We start from the raw sequence: 3,650 nt of genomic DNA on the forward strand, positions 1-3,650 counted from the left end.
GCTCCCGCGTCCCCCAACGCCGCGCCGCCCGCTGGCGCCGCGCAGCAGGGTCCGCCGCCCGGCCTGCCGCAGCCCTCCCCGATGCTCGCGCAGCTGAAGGACTTCGAGGGCAAGTGGAAGTGCTCCGGCACGCGCGTCCCGATGCCGGGCGTGCCCGCCTACCCCATCGAGACGACGTGGACGGGCAAGAAGGACCTGAGCGGCTTCTGGGTCTCCATCCGCCTGGAGGAGAAGAAGACGGCGAAGAACCACTTCCCCGTGGTCGGTGACTACGCGCTCGGCTTTGACCCGGGCAGCGGCCAGCTGCTGGCGCTCTGGCACGACAACTTCGGTGGCCGCAGCGAGCAGCTGTCCACCGGCTGGCAGGGCGACACCTTCACCTGGGTGGGCGAGTACAACATGGGCGGCATGAAGTCCGGCGCCCGCGGCGTCTTCCACCGCAAGAGCGCGAAGGAGATGTCCCACACCGGCGAGGCCAACATCGGCGGCCAGTGGGTGGTGATGGTCGAGGAGACCTGCAAGCGCTAGCAGGTCCCACGCGGAGCCCTGGCCGGCACGCTCGAACGTGGCCGGCCGGGGAGTCCCGCGGTGCGCTGGGGAAGGTCCGCGGCGCATGTCAGTCCTTCAGCTCGACGAACTGGCCAGGGTTGGCGCGGATGTAGCTCGCGACGGTGTGGAGGTCCCGCGCGAGCGTCTTCGCCAAGAGCGCGTCGTCCTGCGCCTTGCCCTGGACGGGCCGGTTCGCCGCGCGCGCCTCGCGCAGGTGCTTCTCGAAGGCCTCCGTCTGCGCCAGCAGCTCGTCCAGGTGCAGGTGCTTCGCGGCCAGCTTGAGCTCCAGCCAGAACGAGTCCTCGCCCACCAGGTGCGGCAGCTCCGCGCACATCTGCGTCCAGCCCCGGCCGTGCGCGTAGAGCACCCAGAACATGAACACCGCGCGCTGGCCGGGCGTGAGCGCGCCGTACACCTCCTCGCGCACGTCGCTGCCCCGGCCGCGCATGGCCAGCGCGGCGGGCTGCACGCACCGCTGGCAGAGCGCCGTGTCGTCCAGCGAGGCCAGTTCCTGGCGCGTCATGCGGATCAACGTCGTTCCCATGGCCGTGTCCCCTAGCTGTCCAGCTGCACGAACTGGCCCGGATGGGCGCGGATGAAGGCGGAGAAGCGCGGCAGCTCCCGGCGGATGAGCTGGGCGAGCGCGGCGTCGAGCTTCGCGATGGCCTCCTCGTTGCCCTCCTGGTCGCGCAGGGCGAGGAACGCGTCGGTGAGCGTCACCAGCTCCGGCACGCCCACCAGCCGGCCGGCGGCGCGCAGCCCGTCCCAGAACGAGTCCTCGTAGACCAGGTGCGGCAGCTGTTCGTGCAGCTGCGTGAAGCCGCGCGGGCCCCGGGCGTTGAGCACCCAGAACATGAACACCGCGCGCTGGCCTTCAGTGAGCGAGCCATAGACGCGCGAGCGCGTCTCGTTGTCGGTGCCGCGCATCTTCATGCTCGCGTCCCAGACGCACGCCCGGCACAGCGACAGGTCGTCCATGGACTCGAAGTCCTCCACGCTCATCTTCACCAGCTCGGGCTGCATCGCGTTCCTTTCAGGGTGGCTCATGCCCGCGCTCCGGGTGCCACGGTGGACAGGTGGGCCGCCAGGCTGGAGACGGTGGGGTGCGCCAGCACGACGAACAGCTCCACGTCGACCTGCAGCACCTCGCGCAGCCGGGAGACCATCTGCGTCGCCAGCAGCGAGTGGCCGCCCAGCTCGTGGAAGCCGTCGTCCGCGCCCACGCGGTCCACGCCCAGGAACTCCTGGTAGACGGACGCGATGGTGCGCTCCATCTCGTCACGCGGCTCGACGAAGGGCGTGTCCAGGTCCGGGCGCTTGAGCACCTCCGCCGTGCCGGGCTCCTGCCGCACGGCCTCCAGCTTCACCCACTTGTCGTAGCGGGCCTGGAGGTCCGTCGCGCACACCGCGACCTGGGTGGAGTCCGGGATGGCGAAGAGGCGGTGGAAGGACTCCAGCCCCTCGGGCTCGGTGAGGACGCTGGGCGCCAGCCGCTCGTACATCGACGGGTGGACGATCTCCTTCGCCTTCTTCCACTCGATGTCCCACGAGTCCCAGTACTGGACCACCCACTTCTGCGCGTGCTGGCGGTTCTGAAGGACGGTGTAGTTGGACGCGAGGCTGCTGGCGCTCGCGATGGCGATGAAGCCCAGGCCGCCCAGCACCGACCCCAGCGAGCTCATCATCACGCGGAAGCGCAGGTCGCGCTCGCGCAGGAGTTCGTCCAGCATCCGCAGGCTGTGCGGGATGGAGGCGAAGTGCTGCTTGCACAGCTCGCGGTCCGCGTCGCGCAGGGGCTTGATGCGCTCGAAGTTGGACGCGCCGGACGCGTGGAGCAGCCCGCGGATGGGGCCGGCTTCCGCCTCGGCCTCCGCCAGCACGCGCCGCATGGCCTCCACGTCATCCAGCCGGGCCTTCTTCAGCACGAAGTCATGGCCCGCCGCCTGGAGCCCCACCGCGTTGCCCACGCGGACGCCAATCGGCTCGCGGCGCTTCGCGCCCAGCCACTGCCCCCACTCGTCGGGCTCCGGGAAGTCCGGCTCCTCCAGGATGATGAGCCGCGCGCCCTGCTCCAGCATGCGCCGCGCGGTGAGGAAGCCGATGCCCTCCAGGCCGTAATAGACGAGGTACGTCTCGCCCTTGTGGACGAGCGGCGGCTTCGGCGCCTCGGCCGTCACGCGCACGGGCTCGTAGAACTGGATCCACCGGCGGGTGCCCCGGTACGCGCAGAGCACGTCCCCGATGGAGGACAGCACCTCGCGCTCCAGCGCGTCCGCCAGCGCGTCCACCTTCCAGGCGCCGCCTTCCGGCACGGAGAGGTCCACCGCGCGGCAGTGGAGGTTGTTGTACTCCTGCTGGAGCACCTTGCAGATGCCCGACACGGAGCTCTGCTCGTAGCGCAGCGCCTCCTCGCCGGTGACGTCGAAGACGTCGTTGGAGAACGCGAGCAGCCGCATGGACCGCGTCACCGCGAGCTGCCCCAGCGCCTGGCCGAAGAACAGCAGGCTGAAGAGGCCCTGCTCCTGCGAGGCCACCAGCGCGTCCAGGTCGTTGGCGGGCCGGGGCGCGTCCACGGACTGAAGGCCCCAGAAGTGGAGCACGCGGTCCGGCAAGAGCTGGCGGCTCCTCAGCTCCAGCACCAGCAGCTCGTAGGCCTTGCGGTCCGACACGGGCAGGCTGAACGCCGCGTCGCCCTGCTTCGAGAACGCTTCGCCCGGCGTCACGGTGACGACGGTGCCCCGGCGGCCCAGCCGTTCGATGAGCTTCCGGGTGAGCGGCGCGCCGTCGGAGAAGACGAGGAACGTCTCGCGCGTCGCGGGCACGGGCTCCAGCGGCAGCGCGGACTGCTTCCACTGCGCGCGGTAGAACCAGTCCGCCATGTCCGGGCGCTTACGCCAGAAGGCGTCCTTGTCCTTCGCGGGGGCCTGGGCCTCCGGGGCGCGCGGCTCCACCCACAGCCGCTGCCGCTCGAAGGGATAGAGCGGCAGGCGGACGCGGCGGGGCGAGGCGCCGTCGTGCAGCATGGACCAGTCCACCTCGTCGCCCGCGAGCCAGGGCCCGAGCAGGGCCTGCCACGAGGCGGGCACCGAGCCGCGTCCGGG

At 71.0% G+C, this 3,650-nt stretch carries 4 protein-coding genes; 1 reads left to right on the plus strand and 3 read right to left on the minus strand.

Annotation, left to right across the window (positions count from 1 at the left end; all coding sequences use genetic code 11):
• Window positions 1-528, plus strand: a 528-nt coding sequence (locus tag ACLEQD_RS39135) for a DUF1579 family protein (protein ID WP_410390982.1), incomplete at its 5' end; no start/stop codon positions are given.
• Between the two features lie 88 nt (window positions 529-616).
• Here the strand turns inward: ACLEQD_RS39135 and ACLEQD_RS39140 are convergent.
• The 3 genes from ACLEQD_RS39140 to ACLEQD_RS39150 form a co-directional block, all read right to left on the minus strand.
• The gene (locus ACLEQD_RS39140) at window positions 617-1,093 is read right to left on the minus strand and encodes a hypothetical protein (protein WP_410390984.1); all 477 of its coding nucleotides are present in this window, start codon (window positions 1,091-1,093) and stop codon (window positions 617-619) included.
• 11 nt (window positions 1,094-1,104) lie between these two features.
• Window positions 1,105-1,596, minus strand: coding sequence for a hypothetical protein (locus ACLEQD_RS39145; protein WP_410390986.1), 492 nt, complete (start codon window positions 1,594-1,596; stop codon window positions 1,105-1,107).
• A partial coding sequence (locus tag ACLEQD_RS39150) for a KR prefix domain-containing protein (RefSeq protein ID WP_410390988.1) occupies window positions 1,593-3,650 on the minus strand: 2,058 nt, incomplete at its 5' end. The genes ACLEQD_RS39145 and ACLEQD_RS39150, both read right to left, overlap by 4 nt.

The organism is Corallococcus sp. 4LFB, assembly GCF_046520365.1.
Lineage (GTDB): Bacteria > Myxococcota > Myxococcia > Myxococcales > Myxococcaceae > Corallococcus > Corallococcus caeni.